This window comes from Burkholderia diffusa, from assembly GCF_902499115.1.
Classification (GTDB): domain Bacteria; phylum Pseudomonadota; class Gammaproteobacteria; order Burkholderiales; family Burkholderiaceae; genus Burkholderia; species Burkholderia diffusa.
Genome location: NZ_CABVPN010000006.1, coordinates 60,643 through 75,306, shown reverse-complemented (window position 1 = coordinate 75,306; position 14,664 = coordinate 60,643). Strand labels below are relative to the sequence as shown.

Genomic DNA, 14,664 nt, shown 5'->3' with positions numbered 1-14,664 from the left:
TCTCGCGCCACGCGTTCGTCATATGAAAACGCCAGCCGCGAGGCTGGCGTCCGGTGCAAACTATTCCCGGTCTCGATGCTCAGACACGCACCTCCGGCGGCACGTAGCGGCACTCGTAGCGCTTGCGCACGGTGCCGGCCTCGTCGACGCTTTCCAGGTACACGTCGAACTGCCAGAGCCGCGCCATGTGCTTGAGCACTTCGTCGCTGTCGTTCGACAGATGGCGGTTGTCGGTCATGAAGTGGCGCAACGTGAGGCTGCGGTCGCCGCGCGTGTTCACCGCCCACACCTGGATGTTCGGCTCGCGGTGATGGATGTCGTACTGCCGCGACAACGCCTGCCGCACGTACTGATAGCCGGACTCGTCGTGGATCGCCGATACCTCGAGCGAATCGCGCATGTCGTCGTCGAGCACCGAGAACAGCCGCATCTCGCGGATCAGGTTCGGCGACAGGTACTGCGCGATGAAGCTCTCGTCCTTGAAGTTGCGCATCGCGTAGTGCATCGCCGGCAGCCACGGTGTGCCCGCGATCTCCGGAAACCACTTGTAGTCCTCTTCCGTCGGCACCTCGCAGATCCGCCGGATGTCGCTCATCATCGAGAAGCCGAGCGCATACGGGTTGATCCCGCTGTAGTACGGCTTCGTGACGGGCGGCTGATAGACCACGTTGCTGTGCGAATGCAGGAACTCCATCATGAAGCCGTCTTCCAGCTTGCCCTGGTTGTACAGCGTATTGAGCAGCGTGTAGTGCCAGAACGTCGCCCAGCCTTCGTTCATCACCTGCGTCTGCCGCTGCGGATAGAAATACTGGCCGATCTTGCGCACGATGCGGATCACTTCGCGCTCCCACGGCTCGAGCAGCGGCGCGTTCTTCTCCGCGAAATACAGCAGGTTCTCCTGCGGCTCGGGCGGATAGCGCTCCTCCTGCTCCTCCATCTGCTCGGGCTTCTTGCCCGGCAGCGTGCGCCACAGCTCGTTGACCTGCGACTGCAGATACGCCTCGCGCTCGCGCCGCAGCGCGGCCTCCTTCGACAGGGACGGCTTCTGCGGCCGCTTGTAGCGGTCGACGCCGTAGTTCATCAGCGCATGGCACGAATCGAGCAGTTCCTCGACGCGGTCGAGCCCGTAGCGCTCCTCGCATTCGGCGACGTAGTTCTTCGCGTACACGAGATAGTCGATGATCGCATGCGCGTCGGTCCACAGCCTGAACAGATAGTTGCCCTTGAAGAACGAGTTGTGGCCATACGCCGCGTGCGCGATGACGAGCGCCTGCATCGTCATCGTGTTCTCTTCCATCAGATACGCGATGCACGGATTCGAGTTGATGACGATCTCGTAGGCAAGCCCCATCTGGCCGCGGCGATAGCTCTTCTCGGTCGCGAGGAAATGCTTGCCGAACGACCAGTGGCGATAGTTGACCGGCATCCCGACCGACGCATACGCATCCATCATCTGCTCGGCGCTGATCAGTTCGAGCTGGATCGGATAGATGTCGAGCTCGTACTGCTCGGCGACCTGCGAGATGTGCGTGTCGTATTCCTCGAGCAATTCAAAGGTCCAGTCGGACGGGCACGGCAGCGGCTTGCGTTCGGCAACGTTCATACGCGCTTCCTTCTGCCCGGCAGCGGGCAAGTCGGCGGCCGGCGCCGCCGGCTCGGTCCGGCCGCTTTGCTGCGATGCGGCAGGGCCGGCCGTGTCGTCGCCGGAAGGGCGCGGCGCGTAGCCGCGCGACTCGTTGTGCAGATGGCGGGTCGTCATGACGTTTCCACCTGCTTTTCGAACAATTCGCGAAACACCGGGTAAATGTCGGCAGCCGATTCGACTTTTTTCATCGCGAGGTGCGGTTGCGACAGCGCCAGTTGCGCATACTCCAGCCACAGGTTCTGCTCTTCGGGTGCGACCTGGATATACGCGAAGTAACGCGTCTTGGTGAGGATATCCTCTTCCAGGATTTTGCGACACTTCGGCGAATCGTCGGTCCAGTTGTCGCCGTCGGACGCCTGCGCGCCGTAGATGTTCCACTCGGTCGGCGAGTAGCGCTCGTTCATCACCTTGCGCATCAGTTCGAGCGCGCTCGACACGACCGTGCCGCCGCTTTCGGTCGAATGGAAGAAGGTGTCCTCGTCGACCTCCTCGGCACGCGTGTGGTGTCGGATGAATACGACCTCGATGCGCTCGTAGTTGCGCTTCAGGAACAGGTAAAGGAGGATGAAGAAGCGCTTCGCGAGATCCTTGCGCTGCTCGTCCATCGAGCCCGACACGTCCATCAGGCAGAACATCACGGCCTGGCTCGACGGTTGCGGCTGCTTCACGCGATTGATGTAGCGCAGGTCGAACGGATCGATGAACGGGATCCGCCAGATGCGCCCCTTCAGGTGATGGATCTCGGCCTCGAGCGTCGCGATTTCCGCACGGCGGTCTTCCGGGTCGAGCTTCATCGCCTCGAGCTGCGCTTCCAGCTCGCGCAGTTCGTTGACGAGCGGCGAGCCGAGCGCGATGCGCCGGCCGAGCGCGCTGCGCAGCGAACGCACGACGTCGATGTTGTTCGGTGTGCCTTCCGCCGACCAGCCCGCGCGCACGTTCTTCCAGCTCGGCACCGTCAGCAGGTGCGTCTTCACGAGGCGCGGCAGTTCGAGATCGTCGAAGAAATACTGCATGAATTCGTCGCGCGACAACTCGAACACGAAGTCGTCCTGCCCTTCGCCCTCGTTGCTCGCCTGACTGCCGCCGCCACCCGAGCCGCCCTGCGGACGCGGAATCTTGTCACCGCGCACGTAGTCTTCGTTGCCCGGGTGCACGTATTCACGACGCCCGCCAGGCCCGTGCCGGAAATTCGGCTCGGCGATGTCCTTGCGCGGAATCGTGATACTTTGCGTGCTCTGGATATCCTTGATGCTACGGTCGCGCACCGCGTCGGACACGGCACGACGAATGTAGTTCTTGACGCGACGCAGAAAGCGTTCGCGGTTGGCGATGCTCTTGTTCTTGCCGGCCAGCCTGCGGTCGATGATTTGATGAAGCACTCCCGGTCTCCCGCTCGAAAATCGATCTGCCGGGGCACTCGCCGCGCATGCCGTCTGCCGTCATGCGGGCGGCGCCTCTGAAGGTGCCCGTACGGACTCGCCGTACGGGCGCGGTACCGCGCGCGTCATGACGACTTGCGCACGCGCAGGTACCAGTCGCAAAGCAGCCTCACCTGCTTCGGCGTATACCCCTTTGCGACCATCCGGTTCACAAAGTCCTCATGCTTGCGTTGCTCCTCCGCCGACCCCTTCGCGTTGAACGAAATGACCGGCAACAGTTCCTCGGTATTCGAGAACATCTTCTTCTCGATCACGACGCGCAACTTCTCGTAGCTCGTCCACACGGGGTTCTTCCCGGCGTTCGCCGCCCGCGCGCGCAACACGAAGTTCACGATCTCGTTGCGGTAATCCTTCGGATTGCTGATCCCGGCCGGCTTCTCGATCTTCTCCAGTTCCGCATTCAGCGCGGCGCGGTCGAAGCTCTCGCCCGTGTCGTGATCGCGGAATTCCTGATCCTGGATCCAGAAGTCCGCATACGTGACGTAGCGGTCGAAGATGTTCTGCCCGTACTCCGAATACGATTCGAGATAAGCCGTCTGGATCTCCTTGCCGATGAAGTCCGCATAGCGCGACGCGAGCACATCCTTCACGAACGACAGGTATTTCTGCTCGGTCTCCGGCGGGAACTGCTCGCGTTCGATCTGCTGTTCGAGCACGTACATCAGGTGCACGGGGTTCGCCGCGACCTCGCTCGAATCGAAGTTGAACACGCGCGACAGGATCTTGAACGCGAAGCGTGTCGACACGCCCGTCATCCCTTCGTCCACGCCCGCGTAATCGCGATACTCCTGGTACGACTTCGCCTTCGGATCGGTGTCCTTCAGGTTTTCGCCGTCATACACCTGCATCTTCGAGAACAGGCTCGAATTCTCCGGCTCGTGCAGGCGCGACAGCACCGAGAACTGCGACATCATCTTCAGCGTGCCCGGCGCGCACACGGCTTCGGCCAGCGACGAATTGCGGATCAGCTTCTCGTAGATCTTCGTCTCTTCCGACACGCGCAGGCAGTACGGCACCTTCACGACGAAGATCCGGTCGAGCAGTGCCTCGTTGTTGCGGTTGTTGCGGAATGCCTTCCACTCCGACTCGTTCGAGTGCGCGAGAATCACGCCGTCGAACGGAATCGCGCCGAATCCTTCGGTACCCTTGAAGTTGCCTTCCTGCGTCGCGGTCAGGAGCGGGTGCAGCACCTTGATCGGCGCCTTGAACATTTCGACGAATTCGAGCAGGCCCTGGTTCGCCAGGCACAAGCCGCCCGAATAGCTGTACGCATCGGCATCGTCCTGCGCGTACTGTTCGAGCTTGCGGATGTCGACCTTGCCGACGAGCGACGAGATGTCCTGGTTGTTCTCGTCGCCAGGCTCCGTCTTCGCGATGCCGATCTGCCGAAGGATCGACGGATAGCGGCGCACCACGCGGAACTGGCGGATGTCGCCGTTGTATTCGTGCAGGCGCTTGACGGCCCACGGACTCAGGATGCTCTTCAGGTAGCGGCGTGGAATGCCGTATTGCTCTTCGAGGATCGGGCCGTCCTCGTCGTAGTCGAACAGCCCGAGCGGCGATTCGTTGACGGGCGAACCCTTCAGCGCATAGAACGGCACGCGCTCCATCAGTTGCTTCAGGCGCTCGGCGATCGACGACTTCCCGCCGCCCACCGGGCCGAGCAGGTAGAGGATCTGCTTCTTTTCCTCGAGCCCTTGCGCAGCGTGGCGGAAGTACGCGACCACCTGCTCGATCACTTCCTCCATTCCGTAGAACTCACGGAACGCGGGATAGACCTTGATAACCTTGTTCGCGAAGATCCGCGACAGGCGCGGGTCGTTGCGGGTATCGACTTGTTCCGGTTCCCCGATTGCAGCCAGCATGCGTTCGCCGGCCGTGGCGTACGCTGACGGATCGTTCTTGCAGAGCGCGAGGTACTCCTCCAGCGAGAACTCTTCCTCTCGCGTTTTTTCGAAGCGGTTCGCGAAGCTGCTGTAAATATCCATGCTACCTCCCTCGCCTGAGTCTGAAGACGTGCCTGCCTTCTATGACTGCGCAGAAGCAAGCGCGTTCGAATTCATCCTAAACCCTTTCTTATTTTTTTTCACGAACTCTTCGTATGAAGTTCGTCATTCTCGACAACACCGCTTGGACAACGCATTTCGACGCTTTACAATCGACCTCCCGAGCCGCAGAAACTGCATCCGCCGCGTCTCGTCGAGCATCGGAACATCTCGTACGTTGGATGCCTCCGCCGTCATCGCCGCGCCCTTCACTCCCCCCTTCATCCCTATACGTTCGAGCAGACGTTTTCGACGACACGCCGCGCGCACCGTTACAAATTTTTCTCGCATCGTCCGGAGATACCCGTAGCGCAGATGCGCACATGCAACGCGCGTGGCGACGCACGCACGTTCACGCGCGCTGTCACATTTCATCGGCCGTCGAAACGACGACGCCCGCATGTCGCGGGCGTCGTGTGCTGCCAAATGGGGATAGATGCGCGGCGCGCGCGACTCAGAACGTTTCCCAGTCGTCAGCGCCGGCAGACGCAGCCACCGGTGCGGGTGCAGCGGCCGCGGCCGCCGGCTTGCGAGCCGGTGCCGCGCGCTTCGGTGCTGCATCGCGGTCGTTGCGCGCCCCGGATGGTGCGGGCGGCGAAGCCGGCACGACAGCCTGCACGACAGCCGGTGCGGCCACCGCGCGCGGCGCCTGGCGCGCAGCGGCGGCGACCGGCCCGGCCGCGTCGTCATCGATCCGGAACACCGACGCCGTTTCGCGCAGGCGCGCGGCCTGCTCATCGAGCGATTGCGCGGCGGCCGCCGCCTCCTCGACGAGCGCGGCGTTCTGCTGCGTGACCTCGTCCATCTGCGCGACCGCGCGCGCGACCTGGTCGATGCCGCCGCTCTGCTCCTCGGACGCCGCCGTGATCTCGCCCATGATGTCCGTCACGCGCTGCACCGCACCGATCACGTCGCTCATCGTGCGGCCCGCTTCGTCGACCAGCGTCGAGCCCGTCCGGATACGCTCCACCGACGCGTCGATCAGCGCCTTGATCTCCTTGGCCGCGCTCGACGAACGCTGCGCGAGGCTGCGCACCTCACCCGCGACGACCGCGAAGCCGCGGCCTTCCTCGCCGGCGCGCGCGGCTTCGACGGCCGCGTTCAGCGCCAGAATGTTGGTCTGGAACGCGATGCCCTCGATGATCGCGATGATGTCCGCGATCTTCGCCGAGCTGTCGTTGATCTCGCCCATCGTGCCGACCACCTGGCCGACCACCGTATTTCCCTTGTTTGCAATCTCCGACGCGTTCGCGGCCAGCGCGCTTGCCTGCCGTGCATTGTCCGCGTTCTGCTTCACGGTGCCGGTCAACTGCTCCATGCTCGATGCGGTTTCCTGCAGCGCGGACGCCTGCTCTTCCGTGCGCGACGACAGGTCGATGTTGCCGGCGGCGATCTGGCGGGCCGCGGTCGCGATCGATTCGCTGCCGCCGCGCACGGTGCGCACCGTGTCGACCAGCCCGCGCTGCATCTTCGCGAGACCGTCGAGGAGCTGGCCCATTTCGTCGCGCCGATGCACCACGATCGAGCGGCGCAGGTCGCCCGCGGCGATCGCGTCGAAATGCGCGAGCGCGTCCGCGAGCGGACGGCCGATCGCACGACTGAGCGTCAACCAAGACAGCACCGCGGCAACCAGCCCAGCCGCCAGCAGGACGATCGACAGCAAGCGCAGCGTTTCGAACGTCGATTCCGAATGATCGAAGCCCGACTGCGCGGCGGTGAACTGAAAATTGCGCAGCGCCTCGCTCGCAACCGCGAGATCGTTGTAAAGCACCTGGAGCTGCTTGGCGCCATCGCCGATCCGGTCGTGGTCGCCCGTCGCGACAATGCCTCCGAACGTGTCGCAACTGCGCTGTAGCGCCTGCCGCTTCGCGGCGACGTCCTGCGCGAGTCGGTCCTCCTCCGCATCGCGCGGCAGCGCGAGGTACTTTTTCCACCACTCGTCGGACTGCGCGCGCATCGCGCGGCTCCGCTCCACCGCGGCAGCCGATTCGGGTGTCCCCGCCAGCAGCGCGGCGCGATCGAGCGCCAGGCGCTCGCGCGCCGCGTACATTTCGGCAGCGGCCACGTCGACCGCGCTCGGCATCTGGTTCGTGAAAATCTCGCGCGTCGCGTCGTTCGCGCGCGTCATCCCGTACACGCCCAGCACGCCGATCACGCCCAGCAGTACCGCGAGAAACGCCATCGTCAAACCGATGCGTGCACGTATCGTCAGGTTTCCGATCACCATCATTCTTCCTGTATTGCGTCGTCATGAACGGGCAAGGCCCGTTTTTTCGAAACGGTGTTTCGTCCTGATGTATTTACGACCGGATGCTGCGCAGCTTGATGGTATTCATGTCAATTTTTTCATCAATTCGTCGGTTAATTACAAATTTCCGAACAATAGGGCCGAAGCATCGCAGGCCTGCCTCGCGAAATCGCGTGGCAAGCATCGTGATGGTGCAATCGGGGGAGATGGCCGGCGCCTGCTTCCGCACGCGCCGGCCGAGAGGCGGGATCCAGCCCTATTCGGCCAGCTCGGCGAGGGTGGGAATCGACGGCTGCGCGCCTGCGCGCGTGACCGACAACGCCGCCGCGCGTTGCGCGAAGCGGATGGCCGTGTCGATGGCCTCACCGGCCGCGAGCCGCGCGGCGAATCCGCCGATGAAGGTATCGCCGGCCGCGGTCGTGTCGACGGCCTTGACGACGGGTGCCGGATAATGGCGCGCCGCGCCGTCGGCCGTCAGCGCGCACACGCCGCGCGCGCCGAGCGTGATCAGCACGTTGCGCGCACCGGCCGCGTGCAGCGCACGCGCTGCGGCTTCCGCCTCGGCCGGATTGCGCACCGGCAGCCCGGTCAGCGCGGCCGCCTCCACTTCGTTCGGGATCAGGTAATCGACCAGCGGCAGCCAGCCGTCCGGCAGCGGCGCGACGGCCGGCGCCGGATTGAGCACCACGATGCGGCCGAGCCGCCGCCCGGCCGACAGCGCCGCGAACACGGCGTCCGGCGGTGTCTCGAGCTGGCAGATCAGCACGTCGGTCGCGGCGAGCGCGGCCTCGTGCCGTGCCACCGTATCGGTCGTCACTTCGCCATTGCCGCCCGCGACGATCACGATCGCGTTCTGGCTCGCGTCGTCGACGACGATCAGCGCGACACCGGTCGACGCCGACGCGCTCGTCGCGAGCCGCGAACAGTCGATGCCTTCGGCCTCGAGGCCGGCCCGCAGCGCGGTACCGTGCGCATCCGCGCCGACGCAGCCGATCATCACGACCTGCGCGCCGAGCCGCGCCGCCGCGACGGCCTGGTTGCCGCCCTTGCCGCCCGCCGCCTGCGCGTATTCATGCCCGGCAAGCGTTTCGCCCGGCATCGGCAGCCGCGGCGCACGCACGACGAGATCCATGTTGAGGCTGCCGACCACCGTCACGCGGCCGGCGCCCGCCGTACGCGCCGTCATGGGCGGCCGCCCGGCGCGGCCGGCTCGCGGTAGATCGCCGTCGATTCGCGCAGCACGAGACGCGGCGACACGACGCGACGACGGCTCGGCGCAGCCGTCGAACCGCCGCCGATCCGCTCGATCAGCGTTTGCGCGGCCATTTCGCCGAGCGCGCGCACCGACTGGCCTACCGTCGAGAGCGCCGGGTACGTGTAACGGGAGAATTCGATGTCGTCGAAGCCGATGATCGAGCAGTCGTCCGGCACGCGCATGCCGCGCTCGGCCGCCGCGCGCAGCGCGCCGACGCCCATCAGGTCGTTGCCCGCGAAAATCGCGCTGGGATGCACCGACTCGAACAGCCGCGATGCCGCGTGGTAGCCGCCGAGGCACGAAAAATCGCTTTCCGCGATCGCGCCCGGCACGATGTCGATCCCGCGCTCGGCCATCGCGCGGATGAAGCCGTGCACGCGCATCGCGCTGACGGCCGTGTCGGTCGGCCCGGTGATGCAGCCGATCTTCGCGTGCCCGAGTTCGAGCAGGTGACGCGTCGCCAGGTAGGCACCGCGTTCGTGGTCGATCTGCACGAGGTCGGCCGCAAGCCCCTCGATGTTGCGGTCGACGACGACGAGCGGCGCATGCGCGTCCGCGAGTGTCTGCGCGAGCACCGCGTCCTCCCCGGCCGACGCGACGATCAGCCCGTCGATGCGCTTTTCCTGCAGCACGCGCAGGTAGTTGCGCTGCTTCACGGGATCGTCGTCCGAGTTGCAGAAGAACACGCAATAGCCGTTGGCCGCGCACTGGTCCTCGATGCCGCGCGCAAGCTCCGCGAAGTACGGATTCGTGCTGTTCGGCACGACGAGGCCGATGGTCGCCGTCGAGCGCGCCTTCAGCGAGCGCGCCACGGCCGATGGCACGTAATTCAGCTCGCGGATCGCACCCTCGACCTTCGCACGCACATCCGCGGACACCGGCCGCGAATTGTTCACCACGTGCGAGACGGTCGTAAACGACACGCCCGCCATGGCTGCCACATCCTTGATCGTCGCCATTTCCCGTTTCTCTCTGGTCTGCTTTCCGTGTAGTAGTTCTATCGCGCGCGCGCGCGCCGGCTGCGATACGTGTCGAGCACGACCGCGACCACGATCACCGCCCCGGTGATGATCCGTTTGGTCGGCTCGTTCGCGCCGATCTGCGCCAGCCCCGCGGCCAGCACGGAGATGATCAACACGCCGAAGAACGTGCTGATCACCGAGCCGCGCCCGCCCATCAGGCTCGTGCCGCCGATCACGACGGCTGCGATCACCTGCAGCTCGACGCCCGCGCCCGCGTTCGGATCGGCGGCCTCGAGCCGCGAGATCTGGAACAGCGACGCGAGCCCGGCGAGCGCGCCCATCAATGCGAATACGAGGATTTTATACGGACGCGGGTTAACCCCGGCAAGCCGTACCGCCTCTTCGTTCGTGCCGATCCCGACGAGATAGCGTCCGAACACGGTGCGCGTGAGGACGAACTGTGCCGCGATCATCACCGCGACCGCGATCAGGAACGCCGGCGAGATGCCGAGCGCGATCGGATTCGACAGGAAATCGAACGCGTCGCCGATGTAGGCCGTGCGCGAATTCGTCAGCTGGTATGCGACGCCGCGCGCGGCCTCGAGCACGCCGAGCGACACGATGAACGACGGAATCCGCCAGCCGACCGTGATCGCGCCCGTCAGCGAGCCCGTCGCGGTCGCGACCGCGATCCCGATCAGCGCGGCCGGCAGCGGCCCCCACTGCCATTTCAGCGCGGCCACGCTGACCATCGACGCGGCCAGCGCGAGCACCGAGCCGACCGACAGGTCGATGCCGGCGATGATCAGCACGAAGGTCATCCCCACCGACATCACGACGAGATCGGGAATCTGGTTCGCGATCGTACTGAACGTATCGTAGGTCAGAAAATGCGAACTCAGCGCCGAGAACAGCGCGATCATCGCGGCGAGCGCGCCGGCGAGCCCGAGATAGTTCGACACGCCGAGCCGCGTGCCGGACAGCGTACGCGCGCGGCGCCCCGTCACGGTCTGCTGCGCGCCTGCGTCGCTCGGGGATACGGGAGGCTGAGTCATTGCTGTCGTCCTGTGGTCGAAGTGCCGGAAGCCGCGCGCGGCGCGCCTTCCGCATCCGGATGCCGCACGCCGTCCGGCAGCGCTTCGCGGCCGAAGCCGGCGAACGCCGCGGCCAGCAGCGCATCCTGGGTCCAGTTGCCGCGCTCGAACACGGCGGTCATGCGGCCGGCCGACATCACGCCGATCCGGTCGCAGATCAACATCAGCTCGCGCAGGTCGCTCGATACGACCACCAGCGCACGGCCCTCGCGCGCGAGCGCGCCCATCAGCGTGTAGATCTCGAACTTGGCGCCGACGTCGATGCCGCGGGTCGGTTCGTCGAACAACAGCACGCCCATGTCGCGCGCGAGCCAGCGGCCGATCACGACCTTCTGCTGGTTGCCGCCCGACAGTTCGCCGACCGCCTGCGCGGCGCCGTGCGTGCGGATCCGCAACGCGTCGATCTGCTGCTCGGCGAGCGCCGTCTCGCGCGTCGTATCAACGATGCCGCCGCGCGCGAGCCGGTCGAGCTGGCCGAGCGACACGTTCGACGTGACCGACTGCGACAGCAGCAGCCCTTCGCCCTTGCGGTCCTCGGTGATCAGCGCGATGCCGTGCCTCACCGCGTCGACGGGTGAGCCGATGTGCGCCGGTTTCAGCGGATCGCCGACCGCGATCATCCCGGCGTCCGGCGTATCCGCGCCGTAGATCAGCCGCAGCAGCTCGGTGCGCCCCGCCCCGATCAGCCCCGAGATGCCGAAGATCTCGCCCGAGCGCACTTCGAGCGATACGTCCTGCACGGCCGTGCCGCGCGTCATGCCCGACACGACGAGTCGCGGCGCGCCGATATGGCGCGCGCCGAGATCGATGTGCTCGCCGAGCTCGCGCCCGACCATCAGCGTGACGAGCCCGTCGGACGTCGTCGCGGCCATGTCGCCGACATGCACGAGCCGGCCGTCGCGCAGCACCGCGACGCGCTCGGCGACGCGCGCAAGCTCCTCGAGCCGGTGCGAGATGTAGACGATCGCCACACCGCGCGCCTTCAGCCGGTCGATCTGCTCGAACAGCAGTTCGACCTCGCGCGCGGTCAGCATCGCGGTCGGCTCGTCGAGGATCAGCACGCGGCAGTCGCCGATCAGGCTGCGCGCGATCTCGACCATCTGCTGGTGGCCGATGCCGAGCGCGCCGACCGGCGTATCGGGGTCGACCGCGTCGAGCCCGACCTGCGCCATCGCGGCACGCGCATCGTCGCGCAGCCGCGCGTGATCGATGATGCCAAAGCGCCGCGGCAGACGGTTCAGAAACAGGTTTTCGGCAACCGTCAGCGTCGGCAGCAGGTTCAGCTCCTGCATCACCATGCGCACGCCGAGCGCCTCGGCCTGCGTGCGGCTCGCCGGCGCATAGGCCTGGCCGCCGAGCTGCATCGTGCCGGTCGTCGGGTCGACGAGCCCGCCGATGATCTTCGACAGCGTGCTCTTTCCGGCGCCGTTCTCGCCCGTCAGTGCGAGCGCCTCACCCGGCGCGAGCGTCAGCGTGACGTCGGCGAGCACGGGTTCGGCGTAGGTCTTGCCCACGCCGGAGACGGACAGCACGGGAACAGCTGAACGGGAGGGTTGGAAGGTCGGTTCCATCGCGATCCTGGTTGCGGCCACGCGCACGCGGCGCGCGGGTATGACGCTCACTAGTGCATGTGCATGCAGTGGCCGTGATCGCGCTCACACCGGATAACGGCCGCCGCGCCGGATTCTTGAGGGCGGCGGCCGCACCGGCGCAGCGTCACTTCGTCACGAGATCCACCGGCGTCTCGACCACGCCGGTCATGTCGGCCTGCTTGCGATGCTCGGCGATCGCCTTGAGCGCCGTGTCGATGCCGAATACGGCCTGCTTCGCCGCGTACTGGTCGGCGGTCGCGATCACGCGGCCGTCCTTCAGCATCGGCTTGATCGCGTTGATGTTGTCGTAGCCGACCACGAGCACCTTGCCCTGCTTGCCCGCCGCCCGCACGGCCGACACGGCACCGATCGCCATGTTGTCGTTGCCGCACAGCAGCGCCCGCAGGTTCGGGTATTCGTTCAGCATCGCGGAGGCGACCGCATTGCCCTTGTCGATCTCCCATTCGCCCGACTGCACCGACACGACCTTCATCCCGCCCGCCTTCATCGCATCCTGGAAGCCGGCCGTGCGCTGCTGCGCATTGGTGGTCGTCGACACGCCTTCGATGATGCCGACCTGGTCGCCCGCCTTCAGCCGCTTGGCGAGGTAGTCGCCGATCTTGCGCGCGCCCTTGCGGTTGTCGGGGCCGACGAACGGCACGTTCAGGTTCTTCGACTTCAGCACGTCGGGATCGAGCCGGTTGTCGATGTTCACGACGATGATGCCCGCGTCGACCGCCTTCTTCACGACCGGCACGAGTGCCTTGGAGTCGGCCGGCGCGAGCACGATCGCATCGACCTTCGACACGATCATCTGCTCGACGATGCGGATCTGGTTCGCGGTGTCGGTCTCGTCCTTGATCCCGTTCGTGATCAGGTCGAACTGGCCGGCGTTGTGCTTCTGGTATTCCTTCGCGCCGTTTTCCATCGTCAGGAAGAACTCGTTGGCGAGCGACTTCATCACGAGCGCCACCTTCGGCTTGCCTGCCGATTGGGCATGGACGGCCGGTGCGGCAGCGACCGCGACGGCGGCAAGCGCGGCGGTCAGGAAGCGACGGCGAAAGCGGACATTCATACATATCTCCTGGCGACTGGCCCGACGGGCCGGACTGTTGTTTTAATGCGAGCAAACGTTTGCGCCACACTACCCGGGCATTGGCCATCGATGCTGCTTGTCGGTACCACGGAATGGAAGCGAGGCAGACGGCCGACTGCCTGGCGCGTGCTGTCGTCGACGCGCCACCGCCGGCGGGGACGCCGGCGGAGTGAGGGCTATGCTGTACCGTTTCGGGTCGACGCGCAACCCGTCTGATCAATATTTAAGGGTTTATTCGGAGCGCGCGATTGCGCGCTCCGATTGCGGCGCGTTACACCGGGTGCGGCGGCGCCGCTTCGTCGCGGCCGCCCAGCGGGGGCCTGCCGCGCCCCCGAAACATCGCTTGCTCGATCAGACCGCTTCGCGCAGCAGCCCGGCGATTTCGGCTTCGTTCAGGTGCGGCGCGAACATCTCGATCAGCCGGTATGCATACGCGCGCAGGAACGCGCCCTTGCGCAACCCGACGCGCGTCGTGCTCGCCTCGAACAGGTGCTGCGTGTCGAGCGCGACGAGCCCGGTGTCGCGTTGCGGATCGAAGGCCATCGCCGCGACGACGCCGATCCCCATCCCGAGCTCGACGTAGGTCTTGATCACGTCCGCGTCGATCGCGGTCAGCACGACGTCGGGCACGGCGCCGGCCTGCGCGAACGCCTGGTCGATGTGCGAGCGGCCCGTGAAGTCCTGGTCATACGTGATGATCGGGTACTCGGCGATTTCGTCGAGCGTCAGGTTTTCGCGGCCGACGAGCGGATGCCCCTTCGGCACGACCACCGTGTGGTGCCACGAATAGCAGGGGAACGTGACGATATCCGGATAGCGATCGAGCGCCTCGGTCGAGATGCCGAGATCGGCTTCGCCGTTCAGGATCATTTGCGCGATCTGCTGCGGGCTGCCCTGGCGCAGCGCGAGATGCACCTTCGGGAACACCTCGGTGAACTGGCGGATCACCTTCGGCAGCGCATAGCGCGCCTGCGTGTGGGTCGTCGCGACGACGAGGTGGCCGCTGTCCTGGTCCGCGAACTGGCGCGCGACGCGGCGCAGGTTCTCCGCATCGAGCAGCATCCGCTCGATCAGCTGGTGCACGGCCTTGCCCGGCTCCGTGAGCCCCGTGAGCCGCTTGCCGCGCCGGATGAAGATGTCGACGCCCAGTTCATCCTCGAGATCCTTGATCTGCTTCGACACGCCCGACTGCGACGTGTACAGCACGTTAGCGACTTCCGTCAGGTTCATGTTCTGGCGCACGGCTTCGCGCACGAAACGCAATTGCTGAAAATTCATGGGTTTGCCT

Annotated in this window: 10 protein-coding genes; all 10 read right to left on the bottom strand. The window is 65.8% G+C overall.

All coding sequences use genetic code 11. From position 1 onward, the window contains the following. Positions 1-79 precede the first annotated feature (79 nt). On the bottom strand, positions 80-1,759 hold the full coding sequence (locus BTE28158_RS07880) for a SpoVR family protein (protein ID WP_151051736.1): 1,680 nt from the start codon (positions 1,757-1,759) through the stop codon (positions 80-82). Continuing rightward, complete coding sequence (locus BTE28158_RS07875) at positions 1,756-3,024, bottom strand: YeaH/YhbH family protein (RefSeq protein ID WP_059606685.1); 1,269 nt, start codon at positions 3,022-3,024, stop codon at positions 1,756-1,758. The genes BTE28158_RS07880 and BTE28158_RS07875 overlap by 4 nt, the downstream gene beginning before the upstream one ends. Positions 3,025-3,149: 125 nt before the next feature. Continuing rightward, positions 3,150-5,072, bottom strand: a complete 1,923-nt coding sequence (locus BTE28158_RS07870; protein ID WP_059606682.1) for a PrkA family serine protein kinase — start codon at positions 5,070-5,072, stop codon at positions 3,150-3,152. Between the two features lie 511 nt (positions 5,073-5,583). Then, positions 5,584-7,356, bottom strand: a complete 1,773-nt coding sequence (locus BTE28158_RS07865; protein WP_174919775.1) for a methyl-accepting chemotaxis protein — start codon at positions 7,354-7,356, stop codon at positions 5,584-5,586. A 277-nt stretch (positions 7,357-7,633) separates the two neighbouring features. Then, positions 7,634-8,563, bottom strand: a complete 930-nt coding sequence (rbsK, locus tag BTE28158_RS07860) for a ribokinase (protein ID WP_124902479.1) — start codon at positions 8,561-8,563, stop codon at positions 7,634-7,636. Beyond that, positions 8,560-9,591 carry a LacI family DNA-binding transcriptional regulator gene (locus tag BTE28158_RS07855; protein WP_059606677.1) on the bottom strand — a complete coding sequence of 344 codons (1,032 nt, stop codon included), beginning with the start codon at positions 9,589-9,591 and terminating at the stop codon, positions 8,560-8,562. The genes rbsK and BTE28158_RS07855 overlap by 4 nt, the downstream gene beginning before the upstream one ends. 38 nt (positions 9,592-9,629) lie before the next feature. Beyond that, a complete protein-coding gene (locus BTE28158_RS07850; protein WP_124626120.1) occupies positions 9,630-10,649 on the bottom strand; it encodes an ABC transporter permease in 1,020 nt (339 codons plus the stop codon). Further along, on the bottom strand, positions 10,646-12,259 hold the full coding sequence (locus BTE28158_RS07845) for a sugar ABC transporter ATP-binding protein (RefSeq protein WP_151050234.1): 1,614 nt from the start codon (positions 12,257-12,259) through the stop codon (positions 10,646-10,648). The genes BTE28158_RS07850 and BTE28158_RS07845 overlap by 4 nt, the downstream gene beginning before the upstream one ends. 145 nt (positions 12,260-12,404) lie before the next feature. Further along, positions 12,405-13,355, bottom strand: coding sequence for a sugar ABC transporter substrate-binding protein (locus tag BTE28158_RS07840; protein WP_059606671.1), 951 nt, complete (start codon positions 13,353-13,355; stop codon positions 12,405-12,407). A 372-nt stretch (positions 13,356-13,727) separates the two neighbouring features. After that, positions 13,728-14,654 carry a CysB family HTH-type transcriptional regulator gene (locus tag BTE28158_RS07835; RefSeq protein WP_044843605.1) on the bottom strand — a complete coding sequence of 309 codons (927 nt, stop codon included), beginning with the start codon at positions 14,652-14,654 and terminating at the stop codon, positions 13,728-13,730. Positions 14,655-14,664 lie beyond the last annotated feature (10 nt).

Excerpts from the sequence above, each read along its gene's own strand:
- BTE28158_RS07850 (WP_124626120.1), bottom strand. The coding sequence starts at position 10,649 with ATGACTCAGCCTCCCGTATCCCCGAGCGACGCAGGCGCGCAGCAGACC.
- rbsK (WP_124902479.1), bottom strand. The coding sequence starts at position 8,563 with ATGACGGCGCGTACGGCGGGCGCCGGCCGCGTGACGGTGGTCGGCAGC.
- BTE28158_RS07845 (WP_151050234.1), bottom strand. The coding sequence starts at position 12,259 with ATGGAACCGACCTTCCAACCCTCCCGTTCAGCTGTTCCCGTGCTGTCC.
- BTE28158_RS07880 (WP_151051736.1), bottom strand. The coding sequence starts at position 1,759 with ATGACGACCCGCCATCTGCACAACGAGTCGCGCGGCTACGCGCCGCGC.
- BTE28158_RS07870 (WP_059606682.1), bottom strand. The coding sequence starts at position 5,072 with ATGGATATTTACAGCAGCTTCGCGAACCGCTTCGAAAAAACGCGAGAG.
- BTE28158_RS07835 (WP_044843605.1), bottom strand. The coding sequence starts at position 14,654 with ATGAATTTTCAGCAATTGCGTTTCGTGCGCGAAGCCGTGCGCCAGAAC.
- BTE28158_RS07855 (WP_059606677.1), bottom strand. The coding sequence starts at position 9,591 with ATGGCGACGATCAAGGATGTGGCAGCCATGGCGGGCGTGTCGTTTACG.
- BTE28158_RS07840 (WP_059606671.1), bottom strand. The coding sequence starts at position 13,355 with ATGAATGTCCGCTTTCGCCGTCGCTTCCTGACCGCCGCGCTTGCCGCC.
- BTE28158_RS07865 (WP_174919775.1), bottom strand. The coding sequence starts at position 7,356 with ATGGTGATCGGAAACCTGACGATACGTGCACGCATCGGTTTGACGATG.